The organism is Nocardioides sp. (assembly GCF_035697785.1).
Classification (GTDB): Bacteria; Actinomycetota; Actinomycetes; order Propionibacteriales; family Nocardioidaceae; genus Nocardioides_B.
Window position 1 is genome coordinate 1 of sequence record NZ_DASSCL010000037.1, and the last position, 19,141, is coordinate 19,141.

Annotated in this window: 19 protein-coding genes and 1 riboswitch; of the genes, 17 read left to right on the forward strand and 2 right to left on the reverse strand. The window is 71.8% G+C overall.

The annotated features are described in order from the left end of the window. Positions 1-569, forward strand: a 569-nt coding sequence (locus tag VFH10_RS03870) for an MBL fold metallo-hydrolase (protein WP_325126122.1), incomplete at its 5' end; no start/stop codon positions are given. Positions 570-603: 34 nt separating this feature from the next. Further along, complete coding sequence (locus VFH10_RS03875; protein WP_325126125.1) at positions 604-1,071, forward strand: DUF1360 domain-containing protein; 468 nt, start codon at positions 604-606, stop codon at positions 1,069-1,071. Here VFH10_RS03875 and VFH10_RS03880 read toward each other — a convergent pair. Next, positions 1,047-1,505 carry a GNAT family N-acetyltransferase gene (locus tag VFH10_RS03880; protein WP_325126127.1) on the reverse strand — a complete coding sequence of 153 codons (459 nt, stop codon included), beginning with the start codon at positions 1,503-1,505 and terminating at the stop codon, positions 1,047-1,049. The two genes, VFH10_RS03875 and VFH10_RS03880, sit on opposite strands and share 25 nt — an antisense overlap. Before the next feature lie 90 nt (positions 1,506-1,595). Between VFH10_RS03880 and VFH10_RS03885 the strand changes: the two genes are divergently transcribed. The 10 genes from VFH10_RS03885 to VFH10_RS03930 all read left to right on the forward strand — a co-directional run bounded on the left by VFH10_RS03885 (position 1,596) and on the right by VFH10_RS03930 (position 13,373). Continuing rightward, positions 1,596-2,180, forward strand: coding sequence for a carboxymuconolactone decarboxylase family protein (locus VFH10_RS03885; protein WP_325126129.1), 585 nt, complete (start codon positions 1,596-1,598; stop codon positions 2,178-2,180). Beyond that, entirely contained in the window at positions 2,177-3,058 is an 882-nt protein-coding gene (locus tag VFH10_RS03890) for an RNA polymerase sigma-70 factor (RefSeq protein ID WP_325126131.1), read from the forward strand. Before VFH10_RS03885 ends, VFH10_RS03890 begins: the two co-directional genes overlap by 4 nt. 78 nt (positions 3,059-3,136) lie before the next feature. After that, positions 3,137-3,781 (forward strand): DUF5701 family protein, encoded by a 645-nt coding sequence (locus VFH10_RS03895; protein ID WP_325126133.1) that lies wholly within the window; start codon positions 3,137-3,139, stop codon positions 3,779-3,781. 49 nt (positions 3,782-3,830) lie between these two features. Then, a complete protein-coding gene (locus tag VFH10_RS03900) occupies positions 3,831-4,187 on the forward strand; it encodes an MmcQ/YjbR family DNA-binding protein (RefSeq protein WP_325126135.1) in 357 nt (118 codons plus the stop codon). Between the two features lie 39 nt (positions 4,188-4,226). Continuing rightward, positions 4,227-4,334: riboswitch (TPP riboswitch) on the forward strand. 39 nt (positions 4,335-4,373) lie between these two features. Further along, positions 4,374-5,426, forward strand: a complete 1,053-nt coding sequence (locus tag VFH10_RS03905; protein WP_325126137.1) for a thiamine ABC transporter substrate-binding protein — start codon at positions 4,374-4,376, stop codon at positions 5,424-5,426. Continuing rightward, the gene (locus tag VFH10_RS03910; protein WP_325126138.1) at positions 5,426-7,075 is read left to right on the forward strand and encodes an ABC transporter permease; all 1,650 of its coding nucleotides are present in this window, start codon (positions 5,426-5,428) and stop codon (positions 7,073-7,075) included. Before VFH10_RS03905 ends, VFH10_RS03910 begins: the two co-directional genes overlap by 1 nt. Continuing rightward, on the forward strand, positions 7,075-8,175 hold the full coding sequence (locus tag VFH10_RS03915; RefSeq protein WP_325126141.1) for an ABC transporter ATP-binding protein: 1,101 nt from the start codon (positions 7,075-7,077) through the stop codon (positions 8,173-8,175). Before VFH10_RS03910 ends, VFH10_RS03915 begins: the two co-directional genes overlap by 1 nt. A gap of 11 nt (positions 8,176-8,186) precedes the next feature. Then, entirely contained in the window at positions 8,187-9,290 is a 1,104-nt protein-coding gene (locus VFH10_RS03920; protein ID WP_325126142.1) for a phosphatase PAP2 family protein, read from the forward strand. Between the two features lie 626 nt (positions 9,291-9,916). After that, positions 9,917-11,371: a C40 family peptidase gene (locus VFH10_RS03925; RefSeq protein ID WP_325126144.1), complete on the forward strand. Its 1,455-nt coding sequence runs from the start codon at positions 9,917-9,919 to the stop codon at positions 11,369-11,371. Positions 11,372-11,411: 40 nt separating this feature from the next. Continuing rightward, a complete protein-coding gene (locus VFH10_RS03930; RefSeq protein WP_325126146.1) occupies positions 11,412-13,373 on the forward strand; it encodes an acyl-CoA dehydrogenase in 1,962 nt (653 codons plus the stop codon). Between the two features lie 183 nt (positions 13,374-13,556). Here the strand turns inward: VFH10_RS03930 and VFH10_RS03935 are convergent, their stop codons facing one another. After that, positions 13,557-14,084 (reverse strand): inorganic diphosphatase, encoded by a 528-nt coding sequence (locus VFH10_RS03935; RefSeq protein ID WP_325126148.1) that lies wholly within the window; start codon positions 14,082-14,084, stop codon positions 13,557-13,559. A gap of 113 nt (positions 14,085-14,197) precedes the next feature. Between VFH10_RS03935 and dacB the strand changes: the two genes are divergently transcribed. The 5 genes from dacB to VFH10_RS03960 all read left to right on the forward strand — a co-directional run. After that, complete coding sequence (dacB, locus tag VFH10_RS03940) at positions 14,198-15,643, forward strand: D-alanyl-D-alanine carboxypeptidase/D-alanyl-D-alanine endopeptidase (protein WP_325126150.1); 1,446 nt, start codon at positions 14,198-14,200, stop codon at positions 15,641-15,643. Between the two features lie 94 nt (positions 15,644-15,737). Beyond that, complete coding sequence (locus VFH10_RS03945; RefSeq protein ID WP_325126152.1) at positions 15,738-16,835, forward strand: zinc-dependent metalloprotease; 1,098 nt, start codon at positions 15,738-15,740, stop codon at positions 16,833-16,835. A 19-nt stretch (positions 16,836-16,854) separates the two neighbouring features. After that, the gene (gene tilS, locus VFH10_RS03950; RefSeq protein ID WP_325126154.1) at positions 16,855-17,844 is read left to right on the forward strand and encodes a tRNA lysidine(34) synthetase TilS; all 990 of its coding nucleotides are present in this window, start codon (positions 16,855-16,857) and stop codon (positions 17,842-17,844) included. Between the two features lie 5 nt (positions 17,845-17,849). Then, entirely contained in the window at positions 17,850-18,401 is a 552-nt protein-coding gene (gene hpt, locus VFH10_RS03955; protein ID WP_325126156.1) for a hypoxanthine phosphoribosyltransferase, read from the forward strand. Positions 18,402-18,581: 180 nt separating this feature from the next. Beyond that, positions 18,582-19,141: ATP-dependent metallopeptidase FtsH/Yme1/Tma family protein (locus VFH10_RS03960; protein WP_325126158.1), on the forward strand; the 560-nt coding region annotated here is incomplete at its 3' end.

Consider the following 19,141-nt stretch of genomic DNA (forward strand, 5'->3'; position numbering starts at 1 on the left):
ACCTCGACATCTGGCAGCTGCCCGACCGCTGGCTGGAGCACGAGCACACCATCGACCTCGGCGACCGGGTGCTGCGGGCCGTGCCCACCCCCGGTCACACCGCCGGCCACTTCGTCTTCGTCGACGAGGAGCGCCAGGTGCTGTTCGCCGGCGACCACGTCCTGCCGACGATCACGCCGTCGATCGGGTTCGAGCCGATCTTCGCCGACCAGCCGCTGCGTGACTTCCTGGGCTCGCTGGCCAAGGTTCGTGCCATGCCGGATCTCACCCTGCTGCCGGCGCACGGCCCGGTCACCGGCTCCAGCCACGCCCGGATCGACGAGCTGGTCGCTCACCACGACCACCGGCTCGAGCTCTGCCTGGACGCGGTCCGCGCCGGCCACGGATCGGCGTACGACGTCGCGGCGGAGCTGCCCTGGACCCGGCACCACCGGTCGCTGCGGGACCTCGACGTCTTCAACGCCGCACTCGCGACGCTGGAGACGTTCGCGCACCTCGAGCTGCTGGCCGCTCAGGGGCGGATCGACCGCAGCCAGGAACACGAGACGGTCGTCTACGCCGCTCACTGAGCATGCCGCGCGGGAGGTTGGGTAACTGCGACCCATGACCGACAGCCCCCGCGAACCAGCCCGCGTCGCCAGCTACCTCGGCGCCATGACCGCATTCGCCACCGGTGCCCTCGGCCTCGCCGTCGCCGGAAGGGTCACCGGACGGTCCTTGCCGGAGAGGTACGACGTGGCCGACCTCGTGATCGGTGGCATGGCCACCTACAAGTTCGCGCGGCTGATCTCCAAGGACGCCGTGACCACCCCGATCCGGGCGCCGTTCACCGAGTTCAAGGAGAACGCCGGCTCGGCCGAGGTGAACGAGGAGCCGCGCGACGGCCATGCAATCCACACCATCGGCGAGCTGATCAGCTGCCCGTTCTGCCTCGCGCCGTGGATCAGCACCGGCTACGTCGCGGCGCTCAGCCTGTCCCCGCGACTGGCGCGGACCTGGGCGGCGGTGTTCAGCATCGTCGGCACCTCGGACGTGCTCCAGCAGGTCTACGGACGGGTCCGCACGGACTGAGCCGGCCGGCTCATCGGGACGTGCGGGATGCCGTCGTCGAGGAACTCCGGCCCGGTGACGGCATATCCGAACCGGGTGTACCACTGCGCCAGGTAGGACTGCGCGTCCAGCCGTGACGGTCGGTCGCCGACGAGCCCGAGCGCCCGGCGCATCAACACCTCCGCCAGTCCGCGGCCACGGTGCGATGCCGCCACCAGCACGCGACCGATCCGGAACCCGTCAGGGTCTTCGAGCAGCCGCAGGTACGCCACCGGGCGCCCGTCGTCGGCGACCCAGATGTGCCGGGTGCCCGCCTCCAGGTCGCGGCCGTCGAGCTCGGCGTACGCGCACTCCTGCTCGACGACGAACACCGCCTCGCGCAGCTGCCACAGGGAGTACGCCGTCCGGCTGTCCAGGTCGTCGAACGCGGCCACCCGGACGTCGTGCTCCTGCATGCCGCGGAGCCTATGTCACAGGTTCGTGGCCTCCGGTGTCTGAAGGGAGAGCGGGCACGGGCCCGCAGCGTCCCGGATGAGGAGAGGACCATGACCGACACCGCGCAGACCCGCCGAGCCGCAGCACGCGTGCCCCTGGAGATGCCCGACGGCCTGTTCGGCCGGCTGCTGACGTGGTACGCCCGGCGCACCTACGGCGACGTACCGGACAACGGGCTCGCCCTCCTGCACCACCGGCCGGCGTTGTGGGCGGTGATGGGGTTCGAGCGCAGAGTGGCCAAGTGGGACCGGCTCGACGCGGACCTCAAGGTGCTCGCGGAGATGGCCAGCGCGTCGCTGATCGGCTGCAGCTGGTGCATGGACTTCGGCTTCTATGCGGCGCACTCGCGGGGACTCCGGGTCGACAAGCTTCGTGAGGTGCCGCGGTGGCGGGAGTCCGACGTGTTCGACGAGCGCGAGCGGCGGGTGCTGGAGTACGCCGAGGCGATGTCGGCGACGCCGCCGTGCGTCACCGACGAGATGGCCGACGCGCTGCGTGGCGACCTCGGCGTCGCGGCCTTCGTCGAGCTGACGATGATGGTGGCCGTGGAGAACGAGCGCTCGCGGCTCAACAGCGCCCTCGGCCTGGCCAGCCAGGGCTTCTCCGACCGCTGCGAGATCCCGGCGCGCCCGTGACGACGGCGGAGGAGGTCTTCACCGAGCTCCGACCGCTTCTGTTCACGGTCGCCTACGAGATGCTCGGCAGCGCGGCCGACGCAGAGGACGTCGTCCAGGACAGCTGGTTGCGCTGGGCCGGGGTCGACCGGGCGTCGGTCCGGGATCCCCGCGCCTACCTGGTACGGGTGGTCACCCGCCAGGCCCTGAACCGGCTGCGCACGCTGCGGCGCCGGCGTGAGGAGTACGTCGGACCGTGGCTGCCCGAGCCGGTGGCCACCACGCCCGACGTCGCCGAGGACGTCGAGCTCGCCGACTCCGTGTCGTTCGCGATGCTCGTCGTCCTCGAGACGCTCACGCCGTTGGAGCGGGCGGTGTTCGTGCTGCGCGAGGTCTTCGGCTACGGGTACGACGAGATCGCGGCCGCCACGGACCGAAGCGAGGACGCGGTCCGCAAGGTGGCCAGCCGGGCCCGCCGGCACGTCGAGGACCGGCGGCCGCGCGGCAGCGGCCCTGACGCCGACCACGACGCCGTGTCGACCCGGTTCTTCGCCGCGGTCTCCACGGGCGACGTACAGGGGCTGATGGACGTGCTGGCACCCGACGTCGTGCTGCTCACCGATGGTGGCGGCATCAAGAAGGCTGCGCTGCGTCCGATCGAGGGCGCGGAGAAGGTCACCCGGTTCCTCGCCTCGCTGGTCGCGGCGGAGCCCGGCAGCATCGAGGCCGAGTTCCTGGACGTGAACGGCGCGAAGGGTGCCCTCGGGATCGTCGCCGGCGAGCTCGACGTCGCGCTCTCGCTTCGCACGGAGGGCGGCCGGGTCGCGGAGATCTTCGTCGTGCGCAACCCGGAGAAGCTCCGCCGGATCCTCGAACCGACCCGGTTGAGCCGGAACTAGTCCACGGAGCCGGTCGTTGACCCGACACACCCCCACCCAGCCGAGGGGCGCCACTGCGCCCGGAGAAGGTGAGTGTCCGTGACCCAGCCCGCCACCGCTTCGAGGACCAGCGAGCTCGACCGGGAGCTGGACCGCCAGCTCGACACGCTGCTGGCCAAGGGATATCCCGCGCTCGCGGGGCTCGACGAGGAGAGGTTCATCGGCCAGGTCGAGACCCTGCGCCCCCTGCTCGCACGCGTCGACTTCGGCGAGCAGGCCGCACTCCCCTTCCTGGTGGTGGTGCGGCACGCCGTGGTGCCCACCGTCGCCGCCGTCGAGCGGTTCGAGGTCAAGGGGAGGTCCGGCTGGACCGACATGGCCGACGAGATCGACGGCTACCGGCCGATCGAGGGAGTCGAGGTGCCCCAGTCGCCGGTCTACCTGCTCACCGACGTCAGCACCGGGCCGGAGACGCTCAACGTGCGGCCCGCCGACGCGCTCCCGATGATCCGAGCCGCCGGCCGCACCCCGCTCACCGTCGACGAGGGTGTCGCCCTGGTCACCCAGCTGCCCGACAGCCTCACGGAGCTCAACGCCTTCCAGGTCGTGGGGTCGCGCACCGGCAACAAGCGGATCCCGAGCTTCTGGATCAGCAAGGGCGCGCCGCGGCTCGGCTGGTGCTGGGAGGGCAACCCGCACACCTGGCTCGGTTCCGCGTCCGCGGCGGCCCGGCTGGCCCCGTAGCAAGCCTCGACCCCTGGAATCTGTCGGTGGCCGGGTCCAGGATCGGGACATGGCCGTCGACGCTGCCGCCATCCTCGACCTCGCCGCCACGCTGCCCGAGTCGAGCGAGCGGGACTACCTCGAGGACTCCACGATCTTCACGTTCCGCGGCCGCGGCATCGGGATCGTCACGGGCGACGGCCGCGAGCTCATCGTGAAGTCGACGCGCCTCGAGCGCGACGCTCTGGTCAACAGCGACCCGGAGACCTACTCCGAGTGGTGGACCTCCGGTCGCTACGGCTGGGTCAGGGTCCGTCTGGAACGGGTCGACCCCGAGGAGGCGTTCGAGCTCGTCATCGAGGCGTGGCGGCTGACCGCGCCCAAGCGGCTGGTCCGTGAGTACGACGAGGGCCGCCCGGTCGGCTAGGCCGGCGACGATGGTCCGCCCGCGCGTTGTAGGGTCGGAGCAGAACGACAGGGGAGCGTCACCAGGGCGCTGAGAGTGCGGACACAGCCGCAGACCCTCGAACCTGCTCCGGCTCATACCGGCGAAGGAAGTCGAGTTCTCGACCGTTTCGGCGGTCCCCTCCCGATGACCCATCAGGGAGAAGACATGCGCACCACCACACGGCGTGCCCTGGCCGCCGTCACCAGCCTGCTCGTCCTCACCGGGTGTGCGCTGAGCAACTCCTCGGACGACGCGGGTGAGGACTCCACGAAGGTCGTGGTCGCCACCCACGACTCCTGGAACATGTCGAAGCAGGTGCTGCGTCGGTTCACCGAGGAGACCGGCTACGAGGTCACGGTGCAGCCCTCCGGTGACGCCGGCGCCCTGACCAACAAGCTGGTCCTCACCAAGGACTCACCGGTCGCCGACGTCGTCTACGGCATCGACAACACCTTCGCCTCGCGCGCGGTCGACGAGGGCGTGCTCGTCGACCACGCCCCGTCGGACGACCCGGGCGGGGAGTTCGAGCCGCAGGACGCGACGGCCGCCGAGCAGCTCACGCCGGTCGACTACAGCGACGTGTGCGTCAACATCGACGACACCTGGTTCGCGAGGAACGACGTACCGCCGCCGACGTCGTTCGACGACCTGGCCGACGCCCGCTACCGGGGACTCTTCGTCACCCCCGCGCCCAGCACCTCGTCACCGGGCCTCGCGTTCCTGGCCGCCACCGTCGCCTACTACGGCGAGGACGGCTGGGCCGACTACTGGCAGCGGCTGGTCGACAACGACGTGAAGATCACCTCGGGCTGGTCCGACGCCTACCAGGTCGACTTCACCCAGGGCGGCGGGTCCGGCGACCGGCCCATCGTGCTGTCCTACGCCAGCTCGCCACCGTTCACCGTCGACGACACCGGCGAGCCGACGACCAGCGCGCTGCTGGACACGTGCTTCCGCCAGGTCGAGTACGCCGGCGTCCTCGCGGGGGCGGCCAACCCCGAGGGGGCACGGGCCTTCGTCGACTTCATGGCGGGCCGCGAGTTCCAGGAGGCGCTGCCGGACAACATGTACGTGTACCCGGTCGACCCGGACGCGGCGCTCCCCGCGGCCTGGGCGGAGTACGCGGTCCCGGCCGACGACCCCGCGAGCCTGCCGGAGTCCGTCATCGCGGCGCACCGGGCCGAGTGGCTCGAGACCTGGGCGGACGTCACCTCCTGATGAGGCGCAGGCGCGGGTTCGCGGGGATCGCCGCTCTCGCGGCGGTGCCGCTCGCGGCCCTCGTCCTCTTCTTCGTGCTCCCCGTCGCCGGCATGGTGGCCCGCGGGCTCTGGGTCGACGGCTCGTTCGACCCGGCCGGGGCCCTGCAGGTGCTGACCCGCAGCCGGACCCACGAAGTGCTGTGGTTCACCCTCTGGTCGGCCGCGGCGGCGACGGTCGTGAGCATGCTGCTGGGGCTGCCGGTGACGTTCGTGCTGTACCGGTTGCGAGTGCCGGGCCGCCGGCTGCTCCGGGCCCTCGTGGTCATGCCTTTCGTGCTACCGACCGTCGTCGTGGGAGTCGCGTTCCGCACCCTGCTCGCGCCCTCCGGCCCGCTCGGCGGGCTCGGCCTCGACGGCAGCGCGGTCGCGATCGTCGCGGCGATGGTGTTCTTCAACCTCGCCGTCGTGGTGCGCACGGTCGGTTCGATGTGGGAGCACCTCGACCCACGACGGGAGCAGGCCGCGGCGGCGCTGGGCGCCTCCCCTGCACAGGTGCTCCGCACCGTCACACTGCCCGCCCTCGCGCCGTCCATCGTCGCGGCGGCGAGCGTCGTCTTCCTGTTCTGCTCCACGGCGTTCGGCATCGTCCTCACCCTGGGCGGCCTGCGCTACTCCACGGTGGAGACGGAGATCTACCTGCTCACCACCCAGTTCCTCGACCTGCAGGCAGCGGCCGCGCTCTCCCTGCTCCAGCTCTTCGTCGTGACCGGCCTGCTGTACGCCGCGCACGTGACCCGGACCCACCGCGAACACGCGGTGGATCGGGCCAGCGCCCGCTCAGTGACCCGGCGGGTCCGCCGCGCCGACGTCCCGGTCCTGCTCGTGGCCGGGCTCGCCCTCGTCCTCGTCGCGGCTCCGGTGGTCACTCTCGTCCTGGGCTCCCTTCGGGTCGACGGCGGCTGGGGGACCGCGCACTACCGCGCGCTCGGCACCGTCGGTGCGGACAACGCCCTGCTCGTGCCGGTCACAGATGCGCTCGCCAACTCGTGGCGGGTGGCCGTGGACGCCACGCTCATCGCGATGGTGCTCGGCGGTCTGGTGGCCGTCGTGGTGAGCCGGCAAGGACGCAGCCGTGGGGAGCGGCGCGGGCTCGCCCTCCTCGACGCGGTGTTCATGCTGCCGCTCGGCGTATCCGCGGTGACCCTCGGCTTCGGGTTCCTGATCACCCTCGACCGACCGCCCCTCGACCTGCGGACGTCCCCGCTCCTGGTGCCGATCGCCCAGGCGATGGTGGCGCTGCCGCTGGTGGTGCGCACCATCGCACCGGTGCTCCGCTCCATCGAGCCGCGCCAGCGCCAGGCCGCGGCGTCTCTCGGCGCCTCGCCGCTTCGGGTGCTGCGCACCGTCGACCTACCCGTCGTGTGGCGCCCGCTGCTCGCCGCCACCGGCTTCGCCTTCGCGGTGTCGCTCGGCGAGTTCGGCGCCACCAGCTTCCTCGCCCGCCCACAGCAGCCGACCATGCCGGTGGTGATCTTCGAGCTGATCAGCCGGCCCGGAGCGGACAACTTCGGGATGGCGCTCGCTGCCTCCGTCGTGCTCGCGCTGGTCACGGTCGCGGTCATGGCGACGGTCGAGCGGCTGCGTATCGGTTCGATGGGAGCGTTCTGATGGCGTCGCGGGTCTCGACGGGCTCGACCGCCGGGGGCGGGTCGACCACCGGGGGCGGGTCGACCACCGGCGGGGGCCTCCGCGTCGAGGACCTCACCGTCCGCTTCGACGGGGTGGCGGCGGTCGACGGGGTCACGCTCGACCTCGATCCGGGGCACGTGCTCGCGGTGCTCGGCCCGTCCGGCTGCGGCAAGTCCACGCTGCTCCGCGCGGTGGCCGGCCTCGAACAGATCGAGACAGGCTCCGTGACCTACGACGGCCGGGACCTCGCCGGCGTGCCCACGCACAAGCGCGGCTTCGCGCTGATGTTCCAGGACGGCCAGCTCTTCCCGCACCAGTCCGTCGCCGACAACGTCGGCTACCCGCTGAGGCTGCGGCACCGTCCGCGCGACCAGGTGGCCCTCCGGGTGGCCGAGCTCCTCGACCTGGTCGGGCTTCCCGGCCACGGTGACCGGTCGCCCACCACCCTGTCCGGCGGCGAGCGTCAACGCGTCGCGCTCGCTCGCGCCCTCGCCGTACGACCCCGGCTGCTGCTGCTCGACGAACCGCTCAGCGCTCTCGACCGCGGCCTGCGCGAGCGGCTCGCCGTCGACCTCCGGGAGATCCTCAACGCGGCCGGGACCACGGCGCTGCTGGTCACCCACGACCAGGAGGAGGCGTTCGCCGTGGCCGACCGGATGGCCGTGATGCGCGCCGGACGCGTCGTCCAGAGCGGCACCCTGGAGGAGGTCTGGCGGGGCCCGGTCGACGGCGAGGTCGCCGCGTTCCTCGGCTACGCCACGGTGCTGGAGGGGGAGGCAGCCGGGCGCGTGCTCGCCGCCGGTGGCCGGGTCGACCCGGCCGGAGCGCGGTCCGGCGCGGTGGCGCTGCGCCGGTCCGCGCTGCGCTGCACCACCGACGGGCCCCTGCACGGGAAGGTCCTGGCGGCGCGGCTGACGCCCGAGGTCACGAGGCTGGTCGTCGCGGTCGAGGGGATCGGCGAGGTCCCGGCGGTCGCGGACCCGGACGCCGACGTGCTGGTGGGGCACGACGTGCGCCTCACCGTCGACCTCGGTCGGGCCGCCGTCCTCCCGGCCCGACCGGTGGACCACACACCCTAGAATCACCCCTTGTGAAACGGCGCGCGTACGGACTCCTGGTGGGAGTCGCGGTGGTGATGGGTGCGCTCGCCGTGACCGCCAGCCTCAAGCTCGGTGAGCCGTTGCGCGACCCCGACGGGTTCCTGGGGCCGTCGTGGCTGCGGCTCCCACTGATGGTGGTGGGCGCCTTTCTCGTCGACGTTCTGCCGCGCTCGCTGTGGCGGTCCCGCTCGTCGTGGTCGACGTTCCCTCAGCACGCCCGCGCGATCATCCACGAGCACTGGACCCGCGACCGGATCACCCTGGTGACGATCGGGCTGGCCAGCTTCTTCGTCACCTACGTCAGCTATCGCAACCTGAAGAACTTCCTGCCGTTGCTGGCCGGCGAGACCCAGGACCGGATGCTGCACCAGGTCGACCAGATCCTCGCGTTCGGTCACGAGCCCGCTGTGATCTTGCACACCGTGCTGGGTGAGGGCGTCGCCGCCCACGTGCTGGCCTTCGTGTACCTGCTGTTCCTGCCGCTCTCACCGGCCTCGCTGATCGTCTGGCTGGTGTGGTCCCGCAACATCAGCTACGGCTACTGGTACGCCACCGCGCACTGCCTCACCTGGGCGCTCGGCACCGCGAGCTACTACCTGGTGCCGTCCCTGGGCCCGAACTTCGCGTACGTCTGGCTGTACGCCGACATCGACCAGACCGGCGTGAAGGCGCTGCAGGACGCGCTCTACTACGGGCGCAAGGACATCCTCTACAACCCGTTCGCCGACTCCATCCAGAGCGTCGCGGGCTTCGCGTCCCTGCACGTGGCGATCATCCTGACCCTGGCGCTGATCACCCAGTACACCGTCCGGCACGCCTGGATCCGCTGGTCGATGTGGACGTTCTTCGTGCTCACGGTGCTGTCCACGCTGTACTTCGGCTGGCACTACATCGCCGACGACCTCGCCGGCGCCTTCATCGCGATCGTGTCGGTGTGGATCGGTGGACTCGCGACCGGACAGAAGTTCGACCGGAGGGGCCGGTCCTCGCACCCCACGACGTCCACGTCCCGGGTGCCGGTCGGCGCCCCGGTGGGCGAAGCGCCCGGCGGTGAGGGCCGGTCGGAGGACCGGGACACCGCCGGACGCCAGTAGTCCAGGCAGGTCACCGACGAGTAGCCCAGGCCATCTCGAAATCTGATCCCGGCTCGCGGAAGATTTGACTCGTGGTCCGCGGGGGCGCTCCCGTATCCTTGAAGCACCGGTAGCCGGGGGGCCGAACCGGGCTGAATCGGGCGTCGTACGCCTGCGTCAGGTCCTTGTCGGGTCTCCGCTACTGTTGCTCGTGGCCCTGCCCCAACCTCCCAGTGGGGCAGACGCCATCGGTCCCGCCCCATCCTCCCAGTGGGGCGGGACCTTTTTTCATGCCCGGCCGCGGCCTCGATCCCCCGCCGGGCGTCCCTCCCACGACCGCGTGTCGTCCGGTCCGCCCCGCCCGCATGACCCGGGAATCCCGAATTACAATTATGTAGTTCGTCAAGTCGACACGCCGTGTGACGCAAGTTTTTTCTGTGAAAACTGTTCCGTTTGTGACGCATGAGCATTAGCGTCGTCCCGGCGGCGCCACCTCGGACCTCGATCCGAAGCGACGCGGCCACGTCGGGAGAACAACGGCGACCACGTCTGGGAGGGCGGACGCCGAGGCGCCCCCGACGCCTGTCAACGGGTCCTGCGAGCCGCCGGGGAAGCGGCTCGCAGGACCCCGACGAAAGGTTCCACCGGTGCGCAACCGCATCCGCACGATGGCCTGCGTGGCCGCCCTGACCCTGGCCGTGGGAGCGGCCGGGCCGGCGGCGGCCGACCGCGACGAGGAACGGGTCGATCTCCCCTCGAGGCAGCAGGTGCGCGACGCCGAGGACCGGGTCGACGACAAGGCCGCCGAGGTCGGGCGGATCAAGGCATCGCTGCTGCTGGCCAACCAGCGGCTCGACGAGGCCGCGGTCGCCGCCGAGCGTGCCTCGGAGGCCTACAACGGCGCGCGCTGGCGGCTCGAGCAGGCGCGCGACGCGGTCGAGCGGGCCCGTGCGGACGCCGAGCAGGCCCGGCGCGAGGTGGCCCGGCAGCGCGACGCGATCGGGGCTCTGGTCGCCTCGTCGTACCAGCGTGGCGCCGAACTGACCGCACTGAGCGCGATGATGAGCGCGGACGGACCCGAGGGCGTGCTGGACCAGTACGTCGCCTTCCAGGGCGCGTCCTCCTCTCTCGACGCCGACTACCAGCGGTTCGCCGCGTCCGACGCGCTCGCCGAGGTGTTCACCCGGAAGGCCGTCGCGGCGGAGCGTCGGCAGCGCGCGGTGGCCGCCGAGGCCGAGGCGGCCCGCACGCAGGCGGTGGTGGCCGCAGAGGCCGCGCAGTCCGCGGCTGCCGGGATCGCCGCGGAGAAGGACGAGCTGATCCGCGAGCTGGCCCAGGCGCAGGGCATCTCGGTGCGGCTGGCCCGGGAACGGCAGTCGGCCCTGGAGGAGATCGCCCGCCAACGTGCTGCCGAGCGGGCGCGGCAGGAGGCCATCGCGGCCGCCAAGGCGGATGCCCGCGCCCAGCGGGCGGCCCAGCAGGCGGCCCAGCAGGCGGCCCAGCAGGCGGCGGAGCGCGAGGCCGAGCGGCAGGCCGCCGAGGAGAAGGCTGCGCAGCAGAAGGCGGACCGTGAGGCCGCGGCGGCCAAGGCGGCGGCAGCCGAGGCAGAGAAGCCGAAGCAGCAGCCCGACCCCGAGCCCCGGCCCACGCCGACCCCCACCCAGCCCTCTCCAACTCCGGCGCCCACCCCACCCCCGGCGCCGGCGCCCACCCCGCCCCCGCCCCCGTCGCCTCCGGCGGGCGGTGCGCAGGCCGCGATCGCGTTCGCCACCGCCCAGGTCGGCGACGCCTACCGGTGGGGCGCGTCCGGTCCGGACGCCTGGGACTGCTCGGGGCTGACGGCGGGAGCGTGGCAGGCCGGCGGGAAGTCCCTGCCGCACTACTCGGTGGCGCAGTACCACGCCGGGGTGCCCATCAGCGCCGGTCAGCTCCAGCCGGGAGACCTGGTGTTCTGGAGCTCGAGCAGCTCTCCGCAGGGCATCCACCACGTGGCGCTCTACATCGGCGACGGGAAGATCGTGCACGCGCCGCGCACCGGCCGCCCGGTCGCGGTCGAGAGCATGTACTACTGGGTGCCGCCCACCCACTTCGTGCGGCCCTGATCACGGCTTAGTCACGTGCGCACCCGGGGAGACTGGGCCCATGACCCTCGACGTGGCGTCCCTGAGCTCCCTTCTCGACGGCGACTACGCCGACGTGCGCAGGCTCGTCCGCGAAAACCTCGCCGAGCACGCGTCGATCCTCACCGACGCGGAGGAGATGAGCCGAGACGACTTCCGGCAGCGGGTCCTCGACGTGGTGCTGATGATGGCCGAGACCGGGCAGACCGGGTTCGGCTTCCCCAAGGAGTACGGCGGCGGTGAGGACGTCGGCGCCTCCGTCGCGGCCTTCGAGACCCTCGCCCTCGGTGACCTGTCGGTGGTGACCAAGGTCGGCGTCCAGTTCGGCCTGTTCGGCGGGGCCATCCTGCAGCTCGGCACGAAGCCCCACCACGACGCCTACCTCGAGGACCTGATCACCGGGAGGCTGCTCGGCTGCTTCGCGATGACCGAGTCCGGACACGGCTCCAACGTGCAGGCGCTCGGCACCACGGCGACGTACGACGCGGAGACCGGGGAGTTCGTGGTCGACACCCCGGACGACCGGGCGCGCAAGGACTACATCGGCAACGCGGCCATGCACGCGCAGGTGGCGGTCGTGTTCGCACAGCTCGTGGTTGCGGGGGAGTCGCACGGTGTGCACGCCCTCGTCGTACCCCTGCGAGACGGGGCGGGGAACCTGCTGCCCGGGGTCCGTATCGAGGACTGCGGGCGCAAGATCGGGCTCAACGGCGTCGACAACGGCCGGATCTGGTTCGACGGCGTGCGGGTGCCGCGGGCCAACCTGTTGGACCGGTACGCCGTCGTCACCGAGGACGGCCGCTACCTCTCCGACATCGAGAACCCGGACCGGCGGTTCTTCACCATGCTCGGCACCCTGGTGCAGGGCCGGGTGTGCGTGGGCGGCGCGGGCATCAACGCCGCCAAGGTCGCGATCACGATCGCCGTCAAGTACGCCCTCCAGCGGCGCCAGTTCGGATCGCCGGGCTCCGACGCCGAGGACCTGCTGCTGGACTACGGCCAGCACCAGAGACGACTGCTACCGCTGCTGGCCCGGACCTACGCGCTGCACTTCGCCCAGGAACGGGTGGCGGCGGACCTGCACCGGGTCTTCAACGTCGCATCGGCCAGCGACGAGGACACCGTGGCGGCCGACGACGAGCACGCACGACGGGCGCTGGAGGCGCGGGCGGCCGGCACCAAGGCACTCGGCACCTGGCACGCGGCGCGTGCGATCCAGGAGTGCCGGGAGGCCTGCGGCGGCGCGGGCTACCTGTCGGTGAACCGTTTCGACGCGCTGCGCGCCGACACCGACGTGTTCACCACGTTCGAGGGCGACAACACGATCCTCCTGCAGCTTGTCGCGAAGGGGCTGCTCACCGACTACAAGGACTCCTTCGAGGACATGGACCAGATCGGGATGGTCCGCTTCGTGGCCTCGGCGGCGGTCGAGACCGTCCTGGAGCGGACCAACGCCCGCTCGATCCTGGAGCGGCTCCGCGCGGCGGTGCCGGGCAACCGTGACTCCGTCGACGACCCCGACGAGGGACTGCAGGACGGCTCCTGGCAGCTGGAGATGCTCACCTGGCGCGAGGAGCACATGCTGGCCGGCGTCGCCCGGCGGCTCAAGCGCGGTATCGATGCGGGCCGCGATCCCGCCGAGGTGTTCAGCCGCTGCCAGGACCACGTCATCGGCGCCGCGTGGGCGCACGTCGAACGGATCGTCCTCGAGGCGTTCCTCGACAAGCTGGCCGCCATGGCGGACGGCAGCAACAAGGACGCGCTGAACCACCTGTGCGACCTGTTCGCCCTGACCTGCATCGAGTCCGACCGGGGCTGGTTCCTCGAGCACGGGCGACTGTCCAACGCGCGGGCGAAGGCGGTGACCCGGCGGGTGAACCAGCTCTGCCGCCGGGTCCGTCCGGACGCGATGGAGCTCGTGGACGCGTTCGCGATCCCGAGGGAGATGCTCCGCGCGGAGATGCTCGACTTCTCCGGCTCCTAGGCCGCCAGAACCTGCTCGGGACGCCGGTCCAGGTCGCGCCAGTGCGGGCGCACGGCCGGCGCCGTCGTGGTCACGAGGTACGACCAGCACAGGACGGTGGGCGCGCGCCGCAGACCAGGAACGCGACGAGGTACGTCGTGAACCGGGCAGCCGTGCGGCGTACCGGCCCGTCCCGGGAGTGAGCTAGTGGGGAAGGCCCTGCGCGGCGGGGCGCGGCGCCTCGCCGTGGCCCTCGTCCGCGAAGCGCTTGAAGGAGGCGTTCACCTCGGCCTCGGCCTCGGTCCGACCGACCCACTCGGCGCCCTCGACGGACTTGCCGGGCTCGAGGTCCTTGTAGACCTCGAAGAAGTGCTGGATCTCCAGCCGGTCGAACTTCGACACGTGGCTGATGTCGCGCAGGTGCTCCAGGCGCGGGTCGGTGGCCGGCACGCAGAGCACCTTGTCGTCACCACCGGCCTCGTCGGTCATCCGGAACATGCCGATCGCCCGGCACTTGATCAGGCACCCGGGGAAGGTCGGCTCCTGGAGGATCACCATCGCGTCGAGGGGGTCGCCGTCGAGGCCCAGGGTGTTCTCGATGTAGCCGTAGTCGGCGGGATACTGCGTGGAGGTGAACAGGGTCCGGTCCAGGCGGATGCGACCGCTCTCGTGGTCGACCTCGTACTTGTTGCGCTGCCCCTTGGGGATCTCTACCAGTACGTCGAACTCCACTTGATGCCTCCGCTTTCAGCCTCTGTGAACCGTGTGGTTAGTGTCCCGCACCAGGAGCGGAATCGAAGAGTCGGGAGGGGGTCGGGGTGCCGGAGAGTGACGGAAGCCACGCCGTGACGCCCTCGACCCACGCCGTCCGGCCCACCGGCAGGCGCCTGCGACGGGTCACCGGGACCCTGGTGGTGCTCGTGCTCCTCGCCGCCGCAGCGTCGTACCAGTTCGAGCTCGGGCCGCGCTGGTTCGGGTTCGACTACCCGTCGCCGGTCGACGAGCCGGCCGCCGTGCCTCCGCCCCGTGGGCTCACGCTGGAGCCGGCGGAGGACCCGGTGCCGGTCGCGGCCGCCACCGAACCCGCTGACGCAAACCCCCGTGCGGTACGCCGTGCCGTGGCCAGGCTCGTGCGCGACCCACGGCTGGGACCCGACGTCGCCGTCGCGGTCGGCCAACTGTCCGACGGGGAGGTCGTCTACCGCGACGGTGACGGGCGGGTGATCCCGGCGTCGACTCTGAAGGTGCTGACCACGGCCGCCGCCGTCACCGCGCTCGGCGAGGACCACCGGTTCCGTACGACGGTGGTCGCCGGCACCTCGCCACGCCGGATCGTGCTGGTCGGCGGCGGCGACCCGCTGCTCGCGCGCAGACCGGTGCCGGCCGGGGAGGAGTACCCGCCGCGTGCGGACGTGCAGACGCTCGCTCGGACCACGGCCAAGGCGCTTCGCGGGGTCGGGCGGAGCCGGGTGCGGCTCGGCTACGACGCGACGCTGTTCTCCGGTCCGGCGGTGAGCCCGGACTGGAAGCCGTCGTACCTCACCGACAACGTCGTCAGCCCGATCAGCCCGCTGTGGGTCGACGAGGGGGTCGACCCGGACACCGACCTCCGCAGCGCGGACCCGGCGGAGGCGGCCGCCGAGGTCTTCGCCGAGGCGCTGGAGCGGCGCGGCATCCAGGTGGTCGGCCGCCCCCGTCCCGAGCCCGCGCCCACCGAGCCGACCGAGCTGGCCGCCGTCGAGTCTGCACCGTTGGGGCAGATCGTCCAGCACGTGCTCGACGTGAGCGACAACGAGGCGGCCGAGGTGCTGCTGCGGCACGTCGGGCTCGCCACCGGCCGGCCCGGGTCGTTCTCGGGCGGTGCCGCCGGGGTCGCCGAGACGCTCGCCGGGCTCGGTGTCGACGTGTCGGGCGACCGGATCCTCGACGGCTCGGGCCTGGCCCGGGGCAACCGGCTCCGGCCCGAGACCCTGCTCGACGTGTTCACGCGCGCGGCCGGCCCGGACGGCACCGCCCTGCGGCCGGTGCTCACGGGTCTCCCGGTCGCCGGGTTCACCGGGTCGTTGACGTTCCGCTTCGAGACCGGGGCCGAGCAGGGGCTGGGCTCCGTGCGCGCCAAGACCGGCACGCTGTCCGGTGTGCACGGCCTGGCCGGGACGGTCACCACCGACGACGGGGTGGTGCTCGCCTTCGTGGCCGCCGCCGACAAGGTCCGCACCCCCGACACCTTGGCTGCCCGCGCCCGTCTCGACCAGGTGGCCGCCGCGCTGGCCGCCTGCACCTGCGCCTGACCCCCGATGTCGGTATCCCTCCCGTGACCTCCCGACCACTGTCGGGCTACCGATATCGGACGTTCGGTCAGGCCTCACCCCGTAAGGTCACAGCATGGCGGCACGCTCGATGATGATCGACTGGGACCTCGCGGTGACGGCCGCATCGCGGATGGCCGGGCCGGGTCCCGCCATCTCTCGCGAAGAGGCCGAGGCCGTCGTCGCCGAGCTGCGGGCCGGCGCCGAGCAGTCGACGCCGCTGGTCCGCGAGTTCACCGGCCTGGAGGCGGGGTCGCGCACGGCGCCCGTCCTGGTCGTCGACCGGCCCGGCTGGATCCGCGCCAACGCCGACGGGTTCGCCGACGTGTTCGCGCCCCTCGTCGACAAGCTCCAGGAGCGCAAGGGCAGCCCCTCGCCGCTGGCCGAGGCGGTGGGCTCCCGGGTCACCGGCCTCGAGGTGGGCGCCCTCCTCGGGTTCATGTCGTCGAAGGTCCTGGGCCAGTTCGACCCGTTCTACGGCATCGACAGCGTCGCGGGACCGGACGGCAACGGCAGCGGCAACGGTCCGGCCGGCCGGCTGCTGCTCGTGGCCCCCAACATCGTGCACGCCGAGAACGAGATGGGCGTCGACTCCCGGGACTTCCGGCTCTGGGTGTGCCTCCACGAGGAGACCCACCGCGTGCAGTTCACCGCCGTCCCCTGGATGCGTGACCACATCCGCGGCGAGATCGAGGCCCTGGTCAGCGACATCGAGGTCGACCCGGCCAAGCTCGCGGCGATGCTGGGCGAGGGGGTCAAGCGGGTCGGCGACATCCTGCGCGGCGACGACGACGTCAGCCTGCTCGACCTCTTCTCCTCGGCCCGTCAGCGTGAGGTTCTCGACCGGATTACCGCGGTGATGTCGCTGCTCGAGGGGCACGCCGACGTCGTGATGGACGGTGTCGGTCCGTCCGTCATCCCGTCCGTCGCGGAGATCCGGCGCCGGTTCACCGAGCGCCGCAAGGGCACCAGCTACCTCGACCGCGTGCTCCGCAAGCTGCTCGGCCTCGACGCCAAGATGGCGCAGTACCGCGACGGTGCCGCCTTCGTCCGCGGCGCGCTCGACCAGGTCGGCATGGACGGCCTCAACGCGGTGTGGGCCGAGCCGGCGAACCTGCCCTCCAGGGTGGAGATCGGTGACCCGGCGGCCTGGGTCCGGCGCGTCCACGGCTGACGTGTCCCTGGACCCTGCCGTGGCAGCGGTACGGCGCGCCGTACGACGCTGCCTCGACCAGGTGCCCGACCCCGAGGGAGGTGTCGGGCTCGTCGCCTGCTCCGGGGGCGCCGACTCCCTGGCCCTGCTCGCCGCCGCCGTCTTCGAGGCCCGCCGGCTGGCGCTCCGGGTGATCGGGGTGACCGTGGACCACGGGCTGCAACCGGGGTCGGCCACCCACGCGGACCGCGTCGTCGCGCAGATGGCCGGACTGGGGGCGGACGAGACCGTCGCGGTGCGGGTGTGCGTCGAACCGGCCGGGCTCGGCGTCGAGGCGGCCGCACGCGAGGCGCGCTACGCCGTGCTCGAGGAGGTCGCCCAGCGCACGAGTGCGTCCGTTGTGCTGCTGGGCCACACACGCGACGACCAGGCGGAGACCGTGCTGCTCGGGCTGACCAGGGGCTCCGGCGGCCGTGCGATCGCCGGCATGCGGGCGGCGTACGACGTGTTCCGCCGGCCACTGCTCGACGTGGCCCGGTCGCAGACCGAGCAGGCCTGCCGCGCCGAGGGCATCGCGTACTGGGAGGACCCCCACAACCAGGACCCCCGGTTTACCCGGTCACGGGTCCGGCACACCGTGATGCCGATGCTGGAGGCGGAGCTGGGGCCCGGGGTGGCGGAGACCCTGGCCAGGACCGCCGAGCAGCTCCAGGAGGACGTCGCCGCGCTCGACGCGATCGCCGCCGCGGCCCACGACGAGGTGGCCGGTCCCGACGGCCTTCGCGTCGACGGCCTGCTCGCGTTGCACACCGCCGTACGTCGTCGCGTGATCCGGCTCGCCGCGGTGGCGGCCGGGGCGTCGCCAGGAGAGCTGTTCCGGGTGCACGTGGTCGCGGTCGACGAGCTCGTCACGGCCTACCGCGGGCAGCGCTGGGTCGACCTCCCCGGACACCTGCGGGCGACCCGGGAAGGCCCGTTGCTGAGGTTCCGCCCCACGGATGAGGCGGGCGCCGGCGCTGTGGGAGGCTGACGCCCATGGACGAAGCGCACATCGAGGGCGACCTGGTCGACGTCCTCTTCACCGAGGCAGACATCCAGCAGAGGCTCGGTGAGCTCGCCGCCGAGATCGAGAAGGACTACGACGGCACGGACATCCTGCTGGTCGGCGTGCTCAAGGGCGCGGTGATGGTGATGGCCGACCTGGCCCGGCACTTCGGCCGGCACGTCGAGATGGACTGGATGGCGATCTCGTCGTACGGCTCCGGCACCAAGTCCTCCGGCGTCGTGCGCATCCTCAAGGACCTCGACACCGACATCAGCGGCCGGCACGTGCTGGTGGTCGAGGACATCATCGACACCGGCCTCACGCTGTCCTGGCTCGTCTCCAACCTGAGCTCACGCGGGCCCGCCTCCGTCGAGATCTGCACCCTGCTCCGCAAGCCGGAGGCGCAGCAGATGACCGTCGACGTCCGCTACGTCGGGTACGACATCCCCAACGCGTTCGTGGTCGGCTACGGCCTCGACTACGCCGAGCGCTACCGCAACCTGCGCTCGATCGGGACGCTCGCGCCGCACGTCTACGGCTGACCCGCGGTCGACCGGGAGCCGACACCTGCCACCGCTCGAAGCGCGGTTCACCGCTCGCTGCTCGGTCGGCGGAGCCCGATGCTCGTGATGGTGGGAGAATGGGTGATTCCGACGTCGCATGTACCGTCGGTGTGTCGAACTTGTTGAGCTGGCAGGAGGGCGGGGCGCCGACCCCGGATCATGGATGTGAAGCGTATTTTCCGCGGCCCCTGGCTGTGGATCGTCATCGCGGTGGTGGGCGTGCTGGTGGCGTTGCAGTACCTCGCGCCCAACGGAGGGTACGACGAGGTCGACACCTCCGACATGGTCAGCAACATCAAGGACGGCTCGGTCAAGGAGATCACGTTCGTCGACGGCGACCAGGAGATCCGCGCCGAGCTCGACAACGGTGACAAGGAGACCGCGACCTGGGTGGCCGGCCAGCAGCAGAGCATCATCGCGCTCGCGCAGGACGGCGTCGACCAGGGCACGATCGAGAAGTCGAACTCCGAGAACCCGCAGCCGAGCCTGCTCGGCTCGATCCTCGCGACGTTCCTCCCGTTCGTGCTGATCATCCTGCTGTTCCTGTTCCTGATGAACCAGGTCCAGGGCGGTGGCGGCCGCGTCATGCAGTTCGCCAAGTCCAAGGCCAAGCTGATCAGCAAGGACATGCCCAAGACCACGTTCGCCGACGTGGCCGGCTGCCAGGAGGCGATCGAGGAGCTCGGCGAGATCAAGGAGTTCCTCCAGGAGCCCGCCAA